14 protein-coding genes are annotated in these 14,239 nt (G+C 57.2%); 9 read left to right on the top strand and 5 right to left on the bottom strand.

The genetic code is table 11. From position 1 onward, the window contains the following. Positions 1-2 precede the first annotated feature (2 nt). The 8 genes from ACVOMB_RS01460 (at position 3) to ACVOMB_RS01495 (ending at position 10,468) form a co-directional block, all read left to right on the top strand. Positions 3-431 (top strand): SMI1/KNR4 family protein, encoded by a 429-nt coding sequence (locus ACVOMB_RS01460; protein ID WP_481529616.1) that lies wholly within the window; start codon positions 3-5, stop codon positions 429-431. Between the two features lie 460 nt (positions 432-891). Further along, complete coding sequence (locus ACVOMB_RS01465) at positions 892-2,202, top strand: serine/threonine-protein kinase (RefSeq protein WP_481529617.1); 1,311 nt, start codon at positions 892-894, stop codon at positions 2,200-2,202. Continuing rightward, positions 2,199-4,220 carry a hypothetical protein gene (locus ACVOMB_RS01470; RefSeq protein WP_481529618.1) on the top strand — a complete coding sequence of 674 codons (2,022 nt, stop codon included), beginning with the start codon at positions 2,199-2,201 and terminating at the stop codon, positions 4,218-4,220. The genes ACVOMB_RS01465 and ACVOMB_RS01470 overlap by 4 nt, the downstream gene beginning before the upstream one ends. Continuing rightward, positions 4,217-6,853 carry a helicase-related protein gene (locus ACVOMB_RS01475; protein WP_481529619.1) on the top strand — a complete coding sequence of 879 codons (2,637 nt, stop codon included), beginning with the start codon at positions 4,217-4,219 and terminating at the stop codon, positions 6,851-6,853. The genes ACVOMB_RS01470 and ACVOMB_RS01475 overlap by 4 nt, the downstream gene beginning before the upstream one ends. A 244-nt stretch (positions 6,854-7,097) precedes the next feature. Beyond that, positions 7,098-8,222: a hypothetical protein gene (locus ACVOMB_RS01480; RefSeq protein ID WP_481529620.1), complete on the top strand. Its 1,125-nt coding sequence runs from the start codon at positions 7,098-7,100 to the stop codon at positions 8,220-8,222. Between the two features lie 97 nt (positions 8,223-8,319). Then, positions 8,320-8,703, top strand: coding sequence for a helix-turn-helix transcriptional regulator (locus ACVOMB_RS01485; protein ID WP_481529621.1), 384 nt, complete (start codon positions 8,320-8,322; stop codon positions 8,701-8,703). An 11-nt stretch (positions 8,704-8,714) separates the two neighbouring features. Next, positions 8,715-9,011 (top strand): hypothetical protein, encoded by a 297-nt coding sequence (locus tag ACVOMB_RS01490; RefSeq protein ID WP_481529622.1) that lies wholly within the window; start codon positions 8,715-8,717, stop codon positions 9,009-9,011. Continuing rightward, complete coding sequence (locus ACVOMB_RS01495; RefSeq protein WP_481529623.1) at positions 9,008-10,468, top strand: YfjI family protein; 1,461 nt, start codon at positions 9,008-9,010, stop codon at positions 10,466-10,468. Before ACVOMB_RS01490 ends, ACVOMB_RS01495 begins: the two co-directional genes overlap by 4 nt. Positions 10,469-10,673: 205 nt before the next feature. Here the strand turns inward: ACVOMB_RS01495 and ACVOMB_RS01500 are convergent, their stop codons facing one another. The 5 genes from ACVOMB_RS01500 to ACVOMB_RS01520 all read right to left on the bottom strand — a co-directional run bounded on the left by ACVOMB_RS01500 (position 10,674) and on the right by ACVOMB_RS01520 (position 13,620). Further along, positions 10,674-11,399, bottom strand: a complete 726-nt coding sequence (locus ACVOMB_RS01500) for a MobA/MobL family protein (protein WP_481529624.1) — start codon at positions 11,397-11,399, stop codon at positions 10,674-10,676. Positions 11,400-11,648: 249 nt separating this feature from the next. Continuing rightward, positions 11,649-12,284: a hypothetical protein gene (locus tag ACVOMB_RS01505; protein WP_481529625.1), complete on the bottom strand. Its 636-nt coding sequence runs from the start codon at positions 12,282-12,284 to the stop codon at positions 11,649-11,651. Positions 12,285-12,439: 155 nt separating this feature from the next. Further along, positions 12,440-12,694 (bottom strand): hypothetical protein, encoded by a 255-nt coding sequence (locus ACVOMB_RS01510; protein ID WP_481529626.1) that lies wholly within the window; start codon positions 12,692-12,694, stop codon positions 12,440-12,442. Between the two features lie 2 nt (positions 12,695-12,696). Beyond that, a complete protein-coding gene (locus ACVOMB_RS01515) occupies positions 12,697-12,912 on the bottom strand; it encodes a hypothetical protein (protein ID WP_481529627.1) in 216 nt (71 codons plus the stop codon). 21 nt (positions 12,913-12,933) lie between these two features. Beyond that, complete coding sequence (locus ACVOMB_RS01520) at positions 12,934-13,620, bottom strand: J domain-containing protein (protein ID WP_481529628.1); 687 nt, start codon at positions 13,618-13,620, stop codon at positions 12,934-12,936. Between the two features lie 165 nt (positions 13,621-13,785). Between ACVOMB_RS01520 and ACVOMB_RS01525 the strand changes: the two genes are divergently transcribed. Next, positions 13,786-14,133 carry a helix-turn-helix domain-containing protein gene (locus ACVOMB_RS01525; protein WP_082746590.1) on the top strand — a complete coding sequence of 116 codons (348 nt, stop codon included), beginning with the start codon at positions 13,786-13,788 and terminating at the stop codon, positions 14,131-14,133. The last annotated feature ends 106 nt before the right edge of the window (positions 14,134-14,239 follow it).

Below are 14,239 nucleotides of genomic sequence, written 5' to 3' on the forward strand. Positions count from 1 at the left end.
ACATGACCCATACTTTCGACCAGCTTGAGGCCGCGCTCAACGCAAGCCAGGCCACTACCCGCCCGGCGCCGACCGAAGTGATTGACCGGGCCGAACAGCAATTTGGGCTTGACTTTGGCACCACGTACCGTGAATACCTGCGTCGTTTTGGCGTGATTGTTTACGGCAGCACCGAGGTCTATGGCCTCGGTGTACCTGACGACTACTACCTCAGTATCTTGGCGGCCTACGATGAACTGGCCCAGGATGCGAGCTACCCACTGGGCGCGTTGCCGTTGGTGGATGAAGGAGATGGCTATTACTACCTTTACGACACCACCGCCAAGGACATCGTGCTTTGGGCGATGCCTAAAGGCGGCATTGTGCGGCGTATCTCAGAAGGCCTAGATGCATTTCTACTGAAACGTCTAATTCAAGACCAGGACATATAGGGCGCTTCACCCAACTCCGGAGAAGGCCTCTCTGAATCTTTATAAAAAAATGCGTGTCGTCTCGGTATCCATAGGCGACACGCTTGATGACTTGATCTTGCTGTTGGTTCCCTCCAGAGAATTCGTCCCGAAAGCCAACGGCAGTAAGCTCTGATACCCGGAAGATGCGGCTAAATCCCTTCGAAGAGTTCCGTCAGTACCTCGAACCGGAAGCGTTAAATGCAGCCTAGCTTCGAATTACATGGAATCAACAATCCATCTCTAGGATGCGAAGCCGCAGCGGTTGGCTCGTCTCTACTAACACCTACGGGAAGTCCAAGCGAGTCGATGCGACAGTCGGTCCTCAATCACTAAATTTGTAGGTTCACAGTCGATCATTTGTAGCGGATTTACGTGTTGCAACTTAGCGGGATGTACCCATCACCTCCTACATACAAGCAAAAATTCTCTAGGAGCATACATGACAGGAAGTCAATGGGGCCTGCTGGCTCCGGAAAAGCTATCCAGCACACGCCGCACACGCACCTTGGGCTTGGGGGCATCCGTGCGTCAGTTCAACGAACTAGCCGTTCCGGGCATAGGCGGCGTGCGGTACGGACGACAAGTGCTATTCACCGCACTCAGCATGGCGGTGGCCAAACGGGTAGAACATTGGAACGTTCTGGTTACCCACATTGAAATAGCCAACGCGATCGAAGCGGTAGCTTGCATCATTGGCTACAGAGAAAACGGGTGGACTGCAAACCCACGTCTGCGAGGACGGAATAAGTTGCCAGACGACGCTACATCGCCCAGCTTCAGGAGCGCATGCAAGCGCAACTTCCATGTGGCGCAGCCAATGCGCATGTCCACTGCCCAGGCCCTACCATCACTGGGACTGGCTGATACGCAGAGCGTTCGCTTCAATGCATTCGAATGCAATGACAACGTCGACGTATTCCTCTCTCTCTCTTTGGAAGGCCTGACCGTAGGCAACAACAATGTGCTAGATCATCTGAGCTATTGGGTGTGTGGCAGCCAGCTAAAATGGGGAAGCACCGGCTTAACAGAAGCGCTTAATCCGCTAAGGCCTTTGCCCCCCTCTGCAAGTGCGTGGCTGAAAAATTCATTGTTGCAAGGTCTAGCACTCAACCCAGTCCTGCGCCAACGCCGCCAAAACGCATGGCAATGGATCACCCGCCTGCGAAGTCAGCCAGATACTGTGGAGTCGCTGGCGGACGCGAAGGCGCCAGCAGAACTGGATCAGCAGCACTGGCATGATCTGCGCGCGGGTGCACAGTTGGTGGCTGTACGTGAAGCGGCGATAGAGGTGTTGAACTCCGTAGAGCAGGTACTTGAAGCTCGTAAGGTTCGCTCACTGTCACTTACTCAGAAGCTCCCGAACCCTGTGACTGTAGCCCTCAAAGCACTCGGAGCGCAGGCTCGAACATTCCTGACGCTGCGTCACCACGATGAGGATGCCAACCTGTTTTGCAGCGAATGCCAGGCTGGCGACGTTAACGCCCTACGCGCGCTGCTGCAGCGCGACGATCAAGTACTCCGTTTGGTGGACGACTGTGCCCGGCCGGGTCCCGCCTATACCGGTCATCCACCCGTCGCTCTTTTGAGTGCCGAGAAAGAAGCCGATGGGGAAGCTGAAGCCGACGACCGAACAGTGGCCGTACCGGTGGGTGTGTCCTACCGCGTCAGAAATCTCTACTTGCTACAGATGGATTTGGACGACACATCGGAACGCCAAACGGCTGAAGACTCGGAGAGGAAAGCCGTATGAGCGGCGTGAAACACACGCCTAAGTCATTGCTGGGCCACTTTGCACCGCCAGAGGGCTTTGCAGGGATGTTCGGCTGGATCTGTGGTTTCTCGGCCGATGTCCGATTCCTCAACGAGGCAACGGATCGATTCATGGGCCAGAGTGTCTATCAGCGTATGCGCGCTGGGGAAATTCGGCTGGCACTCATGCTCGACCCAGGCCAGCCCGCACTATTGCCCACGGCTGTTCCGGGCTTGACCCACTTGCCGTTGCGCAATGCGGCCAAACGCCCGTTCCGCTTATTACATGCCAAAGTCGCTTTACTGGGCTTCCGTCATGAACAGAATGCGAGCCGATGGTGTGTTCGGCTCGTGGTTTCTACCGGTAACTGGACGCAACAGACGGTGGAAGATAGCCTGGACCTGGCTTGCGAAGTGCAGGTTTTCAGCGAGCAGCTTGGTCCGAACTGCGCTCAAGAGTGTGCTGATATCAAAGCCGCCACGAATCTCTTTGATGCACTACGAGACCTGCACGATACCCGCCTGCTGGATACCGGCATTCCGCTATCTGGCGGCGACGCGTCTCTGGCTTTGGCTGCGTGGCTGCAAGCGTGCGGGAAGTCGCGCAACAATCCAGACAAGTTGTCACCGCGATTCATCGACAGCCGCAGACAACCACTATTCAACCAGATCCTCGGGCTGGCACAGATACGCGGACCCAATAGCTATGTGGCGATGGGGTCTGGCTTCTACGAAGGTCAGCCCGGCGGTACGGAAACATGTGCCACTACCCGACCAGCAGTTCCAGTGGCCGTAGTGAACCGCCTGAAGTCTGCCAATCTGCTAAAGCGGAACGGTCAGGTGGAGCTGTACGTAAATCCATCGGCCTGCCAGTCCATCGCGGGCTCCGTGGCCTATCTACTCGAGCAGACCGACCACGCGATCGCGGTGCATGCGGCTGTACCCCCCAAAGCACTCTATGGAGAAAGCAGCCGACGCACGTTGCATGCCAAGTTCTTGTTTGCGGCTCGCTTAAACGAAAGAACCAAGGCCTGCATTAACGCGTGGCTCTACCTGGGTTCAGGCAATTTCACCCCCGCTGGGATGACGCAGCGAATGTCGCGACGGGGCGGCAATCTGGAAGCAGGCGTGGTCCTTTTCCCGGATGACCTCTACTGGAGCGGCCGTCGCAAGGACCAGGCAATGATTCAAGACCGCTTGCCAATTGGCGGACCACAACTGGATGCTAACGCGCCGGCTCTATCTCCCGGTGAGGCATGGCAGCCCCCCGAGGCTGAGAATTTCTCTGGCCCCCTCGCGCTCCTGCACTGGCGGGTAGAAGGCATTCTTGCTGTAGGCCCGGATGTCGAACGGCTGCAAACACTACCTGAAGATTTTGAGGTATTGGACGAGTCCGGAGTGGCATGTCTCCGGATTCCCGAAGGCTATGCCTGGACCGGCTCCCCCCCCAGAATGGTACGGCAGCGCTGGAGCGATGCGGGCACAATCCGAGAGGCTTGGGTGCCAGTGATCGACGAGTATGGTCGCGTCTGCGCAACGCCGCTAGAGGGCATTGAGGTTGTCGACGCAGAACAGCAGCTGCTCGCTTTCCCGACCATACCGGAACCCGAGATGGAGGAGTTCGAAGTCGACGAGGACGCCGCAGACATCGGACCGGGTAACTCATCCAAGCGCAAGCGCACCGTCCGTCGCGTGGTATCGCAGGGTACGGCGATTCGCCAAATGATGGGCTTGCTCGAACGCATTGCTTCGCGACAGATTGAGATATCTACCTTGGATTGGCCACGATGGTGCGTGCGTCTGGAGCAGACCCTATGCCAGACACGTGATAGCGCGGCTGTGGCACAGTTCGTGACAATGGGGCTCAACCCGCTCTCGGCACTGCGCGCGGTGCCCTTCCGCCCTCAATTCGCAGAAGACCCCGCCAGTGAGGCAGGTGCGATTTACGAAGCCGCGCTTGACCGGGTGGAACGGGCATGGAAGACCCAAGGACTTACTGCATTGGATGGCGGGGCATGACTGCGGCGTTGGATTGGAATGATGTGGTTCAGCATGCGAAGGTGCTGCTGAAAAGTCAGCTGGTGCAAGAAAAGGGGGCTCTGCCACTAAACGATGGGCAGCGCGCCAGCCTGATCGGGCTCTGCAAGCGGCTCACGAGGAACGGCGTCATCTTGGCCGATGAAGTCGGCATGGGAAAGACACGCATTGCGGTGGCCTTGGCGCTTTGCGTGGTTCGCGCAGGCGGACGTGTTGCAATCGTCGCTCCATCGGGGCTGGGTGGACAATGGCAGCGAGAGTTGTCGCCGGCAAAATTGCACACGCCGGACCTACTCCGCACCTATCTGCAGTACCTCGATGCTTGGACACCCGGCACCACTGCCAAGCCATGGTTCAGGGAGCCTGTCGTACTGCTCTCGCATGGTTTCAACCGCTGGCCCCAGGGACGCCTGCCAAATTGGCGCTGGTCGCTGCTGCCGGAAGTGCTGGCACGCTACCAAAAGGACGTGCTGGGTAACGATCTGCCCTATGGATACCATGGGTGCACAGTGCTCGACGACTTGGAGACGCGCGCTGCGGGGGCGTCCATCGCTGGCTATCTGCGCGAACTGCCGCGTCGCTCGTCGGCTCGGCACATCATCGATAACGTGAGCGAATCCATTCCTGTCTGGAAGCGGTCAGCAGAACCAGAACATCATGGAAGCCAAGGCACGCTGCGCAAACAGCTGGACCGCATCACGGGACTTGGCCTGGGCATTTTCGATCTGGTCGTCATCGACGAAGCGCACAAAAGTCGAGGAGATGACAGCCTATTGAGTTCCTTGCTGGCTAACGTGCTGGTGGAGAACGCTGGCTCGCGGCGGCTCGCAATGAGTGCAACTCCGGTAGAGCTTGATGCCGTGCAATGGCAGCAAAGCTTGAAACGGATTCACGTCGAGCAGGAGAGCGTGCCTGCAACCATCGACGCATATGTGAGCTGCGTGGAGGCATTGCGTCGCTCGCCGCACGACCCGAAGGTGGAGGCCGCCTATGTGGCAGCTGCGGCCAACTACAAGGGCGCCCTAGATCCTTATGTGCTCCGCCGCGACAAGCGTGAGGATACGGCCGTTCGCTCGTTCGTTAAACATACGCACCTACCCACCAACGCCTATCGCGATGTCGCAAAGCTACCTGTGCGCTTGGAATCGATGTCGACGTGCTGGAAGCAGGCGGTTTGTGCGGCTGAGGCCCTTTCATTTGTCAGTGATATGCGCCATGACAGCGACGGCAAGCTCCAGCGTTTGACTATGGGCAACGGCCATGGTGTCGCCCGGCTGATTGACGAGGTTCTGGACAAGGAAGATCAAGACACGCCTGAGCCTGTGGACTCACCGCGCAACAACCACGAAGAGAAGCGGAAATGCCGCGCAGACTGGTGGAGGGAACAGATGAAGCGTGCCCTCCAGCCAGATGTGCCGGGCGAAGACGTGCTGTACTCGCACCCAGCGCTCATCGAGGCAATGGCCTTCATCGAAACAGTTGCGACTGACGAGAAGGTGCTTGTGTTCGCACGCTATCGCGAGCCGATGCAGGCCCTGATGAAGTTGCTCAATGCACGCGCAATGCTGCGCTCACTAGAACATGGCACTGTATGGCCGCAGAGAGCCATACCAGAGGATGAAGTATATGCAGTGCGGGTCGCACATCGGCAGCTGTATGGTCGCGAGGCTGATCTTGCCGCACTAGATGATCAATTCCGAAGGGCCTACCGGGAGTTGGAGAGCAGCCGCCAGCGGTCCCGTAATGGACTAGTGGCGAAGCTGCAGCAGGGGCTTACCTCACTGGATGCCAAGCTACAGACCAACTATGGCCAGTTGCTTGCACTGCTGCTGGAGTCCTCATTACCGGCAGCGAATGCGACGACCGGGCACAGCAGTTTGGCAATCGTGGCGCGCGCGCTATCCGATCATCTAGGTGATAGAGCGGACTCTGCGACGCCAGCAGAACTGACAGGGACATTGCTAGAGCTCGCACTGGCGGCGGCCAACCTCGACACAGCCACCGATGCAGCGGACGACATTGCCCAGGGTGATGCCCGGTCGCCCCGGGGTTGGGCTGCGATCCTGAAGCAGCTCGACAACGACTACTCACACGCCAGCGGACCCTTTGCGCGTCAGCTGCACGGCGGCATCGAGCCAGGCACCCGTCGACTGCTCCAACTTGCATTTAACCGACCCAACGCCTTCCCGCGCATCTTAATCGCTCAGTCCATGGTCGGACGCGAAGGGCTGAATCTTCATGAATCATGCCGTACCGTCGTCCTGTTGCACTTGGAATGGAATCCAGCCGTGGTGGAGCAGCAGATCGGCCGCGTAGATCGACTCGGCAGCCTGTGGGAACAGAAGTTGGAAATAGCTATTAGGGAAGGCGTTCAGGCGAGCGAAGTGCCTCGAATTCGTGTACGCCAAGTTGTCTTCGAAGGTACATACGATGAAGGGCATTGGCGTGTTCTGGAGAAGCGATGGGATATGCTCCGCGCACAGCTTCATGGTGACATTCTACCGATGCATGAAAACACCGAATCTGATCACCAAGCACTGCGTGATCGGATACTCATAGCTGCGCCGCGATTTTCGCCTATGGCGTCAGATTCAGAGGTGCCTACAGAGAACTAAGAGCCTTTTGGCACTGGCTCTCTGCGACGCGGATACCCATTGTCGACAGAGCGCCGCCACAGGCTCAGATCACTCCTTACATCAGGGTTCAACTCAAAAGTAGACATTGAGCCATTCAACTGACCTGCAGCCGGCCGACGATACTATCCATGTGGCGCAGACAAAATGGCTGTCGCTTCTGGCCGGAGTATGAGTAGCAGCGATTGAAGACAAGCCATAAGCCAGCGCTTTCAATTCCGTCCCCATGAAGGCTTACGACGCCACGAACCGCCCCCCCGAATCCATGCAGCCGTTAGCTGCGGGATTTCAGGTCGTAATCCGCTGGAAACACCATGCCCACTTGTTCAGAATGCAAGGAAGTACAACCACAGAAGGAGCTGTTAAGTTGAGTCCCGCCAAAGTGCCCGCCACGCTTCCATCCTCACAACTGCGCTCATCAAAGCGTCCTCTGGTTACAACGGTCGTTGCGCCGCGCCGGCGCCCCAGCAGCAGATACAACAGCAGCCAAGACCTGCCCGATCTCAACTGCATGTTCGACCGATTGCTCAACCAGATCCATAGCAAGCACATCAATCGACAGAATGATCCACGCCCCTTCGAAGTCTTATGGAAGAAGACATGCGCAGAGCTTAGAGAGCGAAAGAATGCAACTGCGTATGCACAGTGGAAGCAGCAGTCAATCATCAAGAATGCAAGCGACTACGACGCACTTAGCAATGAACTCGCCCAGACGTGGGCGGACACTACGGTCACACAGGACGAAGATGGTCATCAGACATGCATCTTCTCGTTTCCTGAACGTTTCGAAGAACTGAAACGTCAACACGAAGAACTGAAGCCACGCGCGAAGATCAAGATTGACGACATGCTGGAAGTCGCAATCGCCTACTGGATCGAGGCACGGAATGCGTTCAATGAAAAAGACTCTCTCCGAGCTCTCCACGCGCTGCTGGAGTGCAATTTCTACCTAGGAATGACCTACTCCCCGAAGACCGAGTCCGAGTCAAAGCGCGAAAGCGCCTCAAAGGCGCCTCTTTCCTGCAGGGATGCGCTTGAAGAAATCGCGTTTGAGGTGATGCGAGACTTCATCGTTCCCAACAAGTTAGAGAGCATGCATTTGGTCATCGAAGCGATCGTGAAGCAGATCCGAGTCCATCCCGGTGGCGCTGAGGCACTGCAGGCCTACGACGAGCACGTGCAAAAGCGAAAGCCAACTGATGAGCACATTGATAATCGCGTCGCCGATGCGTTAACAAAGTGGGGGAAGTCCGGGAAGCCCTATAAGCGAATGAAGCCTGTCTATGACCGGGTACGGGAAGAGTTCGAAGAGAAACAAGGAGTCGCCAAGCACAAAAATTTGAATATGTAAAGCCGTTAGCTAGCTATTGCGCAGACCGGCATATAGGCGTCAGCGATGATCTCCTCCGCAGCAGGGCCGCCGGCCCCGCGCAGACAAGGAGATACTCGTGTCCCACAACACATCATCGGCATATTCCAGCCACGCACCCGATCGCCGCGCCTTGACCAACTCGGCAGGCGCTGCAAGTTCTCTCAGCGCCACTCCGCACGAGATCGACTCGCGCACCCTTGAGCGCCTGGAAGCCATCCTTCATTCGCTGCAACGTGCCCCAGTCCAGGACCAAGCAATCCGCCTGCCTGAGGTGCTTTCCATTGTTGGTATCAGCAAGAGCACCTGGTATGCCCGCCTTAATCCGCGACTGCCGTCCCATGACCCCCGAGTCCCCAAGCCTTTCAAGTTGGGCACGTCTGACCGCTCCCCTTCAGTGTGGTGGCGGTCGGAAGTGATGGCCTATGTCCACGCCTGCGCCAATGCGCACGCGGCGTACTAAGGAGGGCGGCCATGAATAACAGCACTCCCCCGTCCATTGGACACGACGACAGCTTGCAGGACCAGGCAAACCGCTGTGCCGATGCGCTGAAGGCGTTGCAGCCCAAGCAACAGCATCGGAACACCCAACTGTTCGCCATGCTGTACCCAACCATCTTGGAGCTGTTGGATAGGCAAGTGACCCAGAAGGCCATCTTGGAGGTCCTTCAGGCACAAGGCCTGAAGTTGCATCCGGCGCGCTTCAAGGAACTGATGGATCTCCAGGCTAAAGCCATGGGCAAGACCGCTACCAGCAAGGACAGCAAATGAACAAGCACATCCCTACCTTCCCATTCCCGGCGAATCAGTTCTACGAAACCGTCGAGCGGGCCTTCGACGAGGTAATGGATGCCGTCCAATCGCCGGATGCCATGATTGCCAGCTCGTTCCTGACTGCCATGTCCGTTGCCTGCCAGGCTGACATCGACATGATGTTACCCATCGGCCAAACGACCCCATGCGCACTCTTCCTGGCCACCATTGGGGACTCGGGTGAGCGCAAAACGTCAACCGACAACCTTGTTTTGAAGCCGATCTATGAGTACGAGCTTGCACAGGCTGAAACCTACGAAACTGCCTCGGAGAAGTACAAGGCGGAGCGTCGGTACTGGAACGCTACTCAGAAAGCACTGGATCGAATGATTGCCAAATCTGTTCTCGATGAGCCGCGTGAGCTGCGCGAACGCTACAATGCGTGCATGGCGGCGGAACCCTCCAAGCCCGCACTCAATCGCATCGTGCTGAAGAACACAACGGAGCGCGCTTTGATCAATGCGATGCGAGGTCAGAGCAGGTCCATAGCACTTCTTTCAGATGAGGGTGAAACCTTCGTGAAAAGCGGTGCGGCCCGCGGTCTTGGCACGCTCAACAAGGTATGGGACGGCCCCGCTATCGCGACGCTTGATGTTGCGAAAGAGATCATCGAGGTCTACGCCCCTCGACTGACGCTCAGTTTCATGATCCAGGAAGAGCCTTTCAACGCATTTTTGGACAAGCCGAACAACATGGCACGAGCTTCCGGCTTTCTGGCCCGCTTCTTGCTGTGTCATCCCGAGTCAACGCAGGGTCACCGGGTGACCAAGAACCGTCGCGAAGACGGCAGCTCGCGCCACCCTGCGCTGGACGTTTTTCACAGCAGGATCACCGAGCTCCTTCACGAACGCGATACTCGCCATGCTACCGGTGATCGCAGCAAGAAGATTCTTCGCTTCTCCCCCGATGCAAGGGCAAGGTGGGTCGAGGCTCAGAACCTGATTGAGCTGCAGATCGGGAAGGGCGGTGCCTATGAGGAAATACGCGACTTTGCCTCCAAGTCCGTAGAGATTGCCAGCAGGGTGGCTGGCATCCTCCATCATTTCGAGGGGCTTGAGGGCGATGTAGTCGAGCGAGCGACGCTGGAACGTGCGCTTTCCATCGTCGAATTCTATTTCAGGGAGTTCAAGGAGAAGTTTGGTAGCCACAATGAACTTCCTGAAGACGAGAAGGACGCGTTGGCATTGAAGGATTACTTGTGCACGCGCTATTGGGAACGCGACTACAATCACGCACCTCGCAACGATGTCCGGAAGAATGGGCCAATCCGCCATCAGGGTCGGTTTTGCTCTGCCCTGGATTTGCTGGAGGCAGACGGGGTGATTCGAGTGGAGCGGGAGAACTACCTCCGACGCTCAGGCAGGCACTTGATCATACTTAACCCGGTCGTCTTCGGTGCCAGGGGTCATCTTTAAGCCTTCCAAGGTTTTCACTATGGCCGCCCTTCGGGGCGGCCTTTCTTTTTGAAGCCAAGTAAAACGTCCGAGCGCGTTCAACGTCTTTTGGGGGCCGACAATAGTGCACGGAATGCTACTTTGCCCTAATTAGGACAAAGTAGCATCGAGTGCGAGATGCTTTGGGGGAATGGTCCGAGTCTTTCGGACCGCACCGGCAAGAAGATCAAAGAATGCCTTGGCCCTGAAATGCCCGCCTTCCATCGACGTACGCCAGCCTCTCCGTTACTGACATTGACCTGATCCGCGCGGGCCCCAAGTGACGCTCAGGGCGACGTGCGACACCCTGCTGCTCTAACGTCCTGTGGTCGAGCACTCCCTCAAAGCCGTGCCGTTCCAGATGGCCATTGAGCACAGCAGCCACATTGCACCGCAATGCAATCAACCTGTCACGCAACTGCACACGGGTCATTCCGCCGCCATCTTTCCTACACCCACCTGCATCAGGCCGTACACCGTTGTATCGCCGGAACATCTGACGCTCATCCCGTTCGATAGCGTCAGGCAACCGATCCGAAACCATCAGATGCAGGTGCGTGTTAACCCTGCCATCGAGTGAAGCTTGTGGCTCATGCACCGCGAACTGATAGGGCTTGGAGGCTGCCAGCAGTGTGACAAGGTCCTCCACTAGATTGCGCAGCCCCGATATACCGATTTCATTGGGCAGCGCGATGATCATTTCCCGATACGCGCTTCCGTTCTCCCGCTCGTGCGCATCAGCAGCTTTCCATAGCTCTACTGGATCACCATCTGCCCAGAAAGGTAAGTTCCCGCTACCGGTCAGAACCAAATCGTCTCGTCCTCGAAACTTACCCTGCCTGGCTATGTATAGGCTGTGCGGTGCTGCCCTGCCTTTGCCACCGGTCTTCACTTCGAAATGGAACGTCGCCATATGGAGCCCCTGTCTTGAAAAAAAGAAAAGGCCACCCACGCTAGTAGGTGACCTCTTTGGAACGGCTCAAACAGCGCCGCATCAGGTTGTTAGGGAGAAACGGTAAGTGCGCAGTCCCTTCTTTACCACTCCTTCTGTTGCACGTTAGGCATCTGAAGGAGGATTGATTGGCTTCTCACGTCTATCCGGCATCTCTCATACCTTATGCATGTTTGTGTAGAAATTCACAGCAAGCATCATGTTCTGCCATCAAAGCGCTTGAGCGGTGCCCTCATCCTCGGGATATATCTCCAGCCACTTCCCATCTTTGAGCAGGTAGTCCACTTCGTACTCAGCTGTCGGGCAGCACATGGCATCGCCTTCCCCCTGCCCTAGCTTCTTCATCTTCACCATTCCATCCCCGTAGGATATGCCCTGCACCTCCTCTCCGTAGCCCGACACCGGCGTGGAATAGATGAACTTCAACTTTCCGCTCTCACTGAGGAATGCAGCCAGGTGCGTGGAGTAGGCATTGCTTCCGCCTCCTCCCTCCAGTACGAAAAGCACAGCGCGGTCCTCGACACCATCACCGTTCAGATCACCCTTCACGATCTTGCGCGCACCAATATTCTCTTCGTCGTGCCCGTTCATCGCTGCCTGCGGAGCAAGCGCCTCATTGATTACAACCTCATTCTCCGCCTCTGACGCCATGGGAGCTTCTACGTGAGGGGTCGCGGAGACAGGTGTACAACGCACCGCCTGAACCTGTTCCGTTGTCAGTCCTGCAGGAACCTTGCATCCCGCCAGGTTGATATCGCCTTCGCGCGAAAGCGTCTCTGCCTTGGTGCAAGCTGACAGCGCTACGGCTGACAACGCAGTGGCTACAAGAAATCCTTTGATGTTCATTTATACTCCTTCGAAGCCCTTAAGGGCATTGGTTGATATGGTGTGGAATGCACTAGGGCATCTACACGCATCATTGAAACGACTCTGAAAGTTCCCTAGCTCAGCGGGCGCGTGTCGGAACTAGGGACCGCCCTGCGCTGGACCCGCAGTTAGGCTCACCGGCACTGGCCAGCAGCTACCTGTACTTGCTCGGCAAAGCCCATTGGTGGATAGCCACGCTCTTCTATGGCGACCAATCCCTTCTCTCCGTAGTGCTCCTGCAGCTTGTCCATCGTGCAGGAGCACTGTGCTTTCGAGGCACCACTGCTCATGCAGCTATCGATGAACTCGCCCCGGACTTTGTCCAGCTGGCTTTTGCAGCCTCCGAGTGACACCAGAAGCATTGCTAGCAGAGAGATTCTGATCAGCATGCTTACCGCCTCCTCACAAGCGCCAGCACGGCGATGATCACGAGGACCCAGATAACGCCACTGATCAGCTTACCGATCGACGGAAACATGACAGCTGGCCACACCAGGGCTTGGCCCAGGTTGTAAAAGAATCCCTTGTACGCGTAGCGCCCCCAGATATCGAAACAGACCGCAGCGATGAGTACGGTTACGCCGTACATGCCTATCAAGTACCTCATGTGTTTCCTCGTTGGTTGGAGTTAGTGCGTTTGTTTCAGATGCTCACTGACGGCCTCGAACAACAGGCGCAGGTCATCTGGGTTGGGGATGCTCAAGCTGATGAACGGCTCGCCCTGGATCCGTACGTGGGCGCCGTGGGCGGTGATCTGGGTTAGGCATCCCAGCAGGCGGGTATCCACCGCTTCGAACTTGGCCTTGGCCCGGATCTGGGCCTCGGTGATCAGCACGCCTTCCCTGGCACCGCCGAACACCGTGTCGTCGATGAGCACGACTATGTCTTGGGCTCGCAGTCCTTCCCCGTAGCTGTCCAGAGCGCCCAGGAGCTTCTTCCTGGGGATATGGGGAGCCACGAACACGCGCTCGAAGGGCTCATTGCTGAACTCGAGCCCTTCCAGTGCTTCTCGAAGTGAGCGGAGCGGCGGGGGCTCTGAGGCCCTGGCTCGCTCCCTTCGGGGACCTGGGTCAGCGGGCCCGGCCGATGCCTGGGTACGGTCGAAGTGCTCGCGCTGGTCCGGGTCCTTGAGGACGGCATAGGCCTTGTTGATGGCTTGCATCTTGGCCGTCGCCCATGCCACCGCAGCCTCGTCCCCCGCGGCGTAGCGGTCAGGGTGGTACTGGCTCCGCCGGCCTTTGTAGGCCAGTTCTATTTCCCAGAGGGGTGCCTCGGGGCGTACCCCGAGGACTTCGTAGTAGTCCTCTTGTGACATTTGGATATCCGTCAATCCTTAAGCGCACGCGCCTCTTGAAAGGTCTGATTGGTTGGTACGGGATCAGTTGGGCAAGATCACGACTTCCATCATTTGCCATAATGGCAAATGTGATGCGATGATGAAACAGGCAGACTTGGACACCGCTTGCCTTGTGCCGTTTCCATGCCTGCTCCGTCCATTCCAAAATCCGTCTTTGGTCGTCGCCTACGCGCGGCCCGACTGGAAGCTGGGTTGAGTCAAGCTGACTTGGGGGCCGTCTTGGGCTTGGAAGATTCCAATAGCGCCGCACCACGTATCTCGCGCTACGAGTTGGGGTTACGAGATCCTGATCCCGAAACCGCTGAAGCATTGGCCAAGGCGCTCGGCGTTCCTGTTGCTTACTTCCACGCCACATCTGACGTCTTGGCAGAAGTCATCCTTCTGGTCGCGCGTCTTCCAGCATCAAGACAACAAGCCGTTCTGAACTTGATCAAGGGCTACGCAGAAGGCAAGTCCCCTCCTGCGGGCTAGGGGAAGAGTGGGAGATCATGTTCTTCGTGACCTTGAGCCTCCACCAGGTACCTCCCAGCTCGCAATCGAAGCCGGCTGGCCGCCTCTCTAGCCCGAGCCTTCATGC

It is taken from the genome of Stenotrophomonas sp. STEN018 (assembly GCF_056760235.1).

What these genes read in the sequence shown, in the direction of transcription:
- ACVOMB_RS01460 (WP_481529616.1), top strand. Translation starts at nt 3, where the DNA reads ATGACCCATACTTTCGACCAGCTTGAGGCCGCGCTCAACGCAAGCCAG.
- ACVOMB_RS01465 (WP_481529617.1), top strand. Translation starts at nt 892, where the DNA reads ATGACAGGAAGTCAATGGGGCCTGCTGGCTCCGGAAAAGCTATCCAGC.
- ACVOMB_RS01470 (WP_481529618.1), top strand. Translation starts at nt 2,199, where the DNA reads ATGAGCGGCGTGAAACACACGCCTAAGTCATTGCTGGGCCACTTTGCA.
- ACVOMB_RS01475 (WP_481529619.1), top strand. Translation starts at nt 4,217, where the DNA reads ATGACTGCGGCGTTGGATTGGAATGATGTGGTTCAGCATGCGAAGGTG.
- ACVOMB_RS01480 (WP_481529620.1), top strand. Translation starts at nt 7,098, where the DNA reads ATGAAGGCTTACGACGCCACGAACCGCCCCCCCGAATCCATGCAGCCG.
- ACVOMB_RS01490 (WP_481529622.1), top strand. Translation starts at nt 8,715, where the DNA reads ATGAATAACAGCACTCCCCCGTCCATTGGACACGACGACAGCTTGCAG.
- ACVOMB_RS01495 (WP_481529623.1), top strand. Translation starts at nt 9,008, where the DNA reads ATGAACAAGCACATCCCTACCTTCCCATTCCCGGCGAATCAGTTCTAC.
- ACVOMB_RS01500 (WP_481529624.1), bottom strand. Translation starts at nt 11,399, where the DNA reads ATGGCGACGTTCCATTTCGAAGTGAAGACCGGTGGCAAAGGCAGGGCA.
- ACVOMB_RS01505 (WP_481529625.1), bottom strand. Translation starts at nt 12,284, where the DNA reads ATGAACATCAAAGGATTTCTTGTAGCCACTGCGTTGTCAGCCGTAGCG.
- ACVOMB_RS01510 (WP_481529626.1), bottom strand. Translation starts at nt 12,694, where the DNA reads ATGCTGATCAGAATCTCTCTGCTAGCAATGCTTCTGGTGTCACTCGGA.
- ACVOMB_RS01515 (WP_481529627.1), bottom strand. Translation starts at nt 12,912, where the DNA reads ATGAGGTACTTGATAGGCATGTACGGCGTAACCGTACTCATCGCTGCG.
- ACVOMB_RS01520 (WP_481529628.1), bottom strand. Translation starts at nt 13,620, where the DNA reads ATGTCACAAGAGGACTACTACGAAGTCCTCGGGGTACGCCCCGAGGCA.
- ACVOMB_RS01525 (WP_082746590.1), top strand. Translation starts at nt 13,786, where the DNA reads ATGCCTGCTCCGTCCATTCCAAAATCCGTCTTTGGTCGTCGCCTACGC.